2 protein-coding genes are annotated in these 1,470 nt (G+C 55.9%); both read left to right on the top strand.

The features are described from left to right. A partial coding sequence (locus tag ACTHS3_RS12900) for a glutathione S-transferase N-terminal domain-containing protein (RefSeq protein ID WP_440368118.1) occupies positions 1-570 on the top strand: 570 nt, incomplete at its 5' end. A 162-nt stretch (positions 571-732) separates the two neighbouring features. Further along, a complete protein-coding gene (gene tsaB / locus ACTHS3_RS12895) occupies positions 733-1,407 on the top strand; it encodes a tRNA (adenosine(37)-N6)-threonylcarbamoyltransferase complex dimerization subunit type 1 TsaB (RefSeq protein WP_039861921.1) in 675 nt (224 codons plus the stop codon). The last annotated feature ends 63 nt before the right edge of the window (positions 1,408-1,470 follow it).

Below are 1,470 nucleotides of genomic sequence, written 5' to 3'. Positions count from 1 at the left end.
GACACTTTGCTCGCCCCTGACGAACTCAAAGCCATCCATCCCTTGGGCAAATCGCCTTTATTGGATGATGACGGCTTTATCTTGGCGGAAAGCGGCGCGATTACTGACTACCTGATTCAAACCTACGGCAACGGTCGTCTGATGCCCGAACGCGGCAGCCGCGAATACTGGCAATATCAACGCTGGCTGCATTATGCCGAAGGTTCGCTGATGCCGTTATTGCTGCTCGGACTGGTGTTCCGCGGGATTGAAAGCGCGCCCATGCCGTTTTTCGTCAAACCGATTGCCCGCAAAATCAGCAGTAGCGTCAAAAGCAGCTTTATCCATCCGCAAGCCGCCCTGCATCTTGCCCACATCAACAGCGAGTTGGAAAACCGCGAATGGTTGGTCGGCAACAGCCTTAGCGGTGCCGACATCATGATGAGCTATCCGCTGCAAGCCGCGGCCGACCGCTTCGATTTTGCCGACTACCCCAATATCCGTGCCTATTTGCAGCGCATCGAAGCGCATGAAGCCTACCGCCGCGCCGTTGAAAAAGCAGGTTCGCCTTTATTGAAACTCGACAAATAAAACAAGGCCGTCTGAAACGTTTTCAAACGGCCTGAAACCTTGGTTCACTTATCGAATAGCTTTGCGGCAAACGGCGTTTTTACCCAAGCGCCGCCCGAATGCTTTGTTCCCCCTCGCCGTTCCACTATAATGGCAATCCATATCCTTCTAAAAAATAACATCATGCCAACCGACAACCGCCCGACTCTTGCTATCGACACCAGCACATCCTTTTTGTCCATCGCATTGGAACATCAAGGCGAAATCCGCCTGTTTCATGAAAACGTCGGCACCAAGCAATCCGAACAAATCCTGCCGCAAATCGAGCGCCTCTTTAAAGAAGCAGGCATCACGGCCGCCGATTTGGGCTGCATCGTTTATGCACAGGGCCCCGGCGCATTTACCGGCCTGCGTATCGGCGCGGCGGTTGCACAAGGTTTGGCCACGCCGTTTGACACGCCCATGATCGGCATTCCCTGCCTCGATGCCGCCGCTTCGCTGTTGCCACCATCAAGCTGTGTACTGGCAGCCACAGATGCGCGTATGGGCGAAGTGTTCTACGCATGGTTTGATACGCAAAACCACGTCCGCTTGAGCGATTACACGGTTGGCAAAGCCTCCGCCATTGCCGCGCCCGAAGGCCAAACGCCTAGCGGCGGCATCGGTAATGCCTTTGCCCTCGCCGACAAACCGCCTTTTGACGGTCAAGCCGATATGCCGACCGCCGCCGACTATCTTAAACTTGCCCGCAGCGGCCGCTATATTGCTACTGACGCGGCACACGCCGAGTTGCTCTACGTCCGCAACAAAATTGCCCTGACCGCGCAAGAGCAAGCCCAACAAAAGGCCAAACCGTGAACCTGCGCCCAGCCGTACTTGCCGACTGCCCCACCCTTGCCGCCATCGACGCACAAGGCAATC

The organism is Neisseria sp. P0009.S007 (genome assembly GCF_051962515.1).
This window is presented reverse-complemented; position numbering and strand designations above follow the sequence as displayed.

Excerpts from the sequence above, each read along its gene's own strand:
- tsaB (WP_039861921.1), top strand. The coding sequence starts at position 733 with ATGCCAACCGACAACCGCCCGACTCTTGCTATCGACACCAGCACATCC.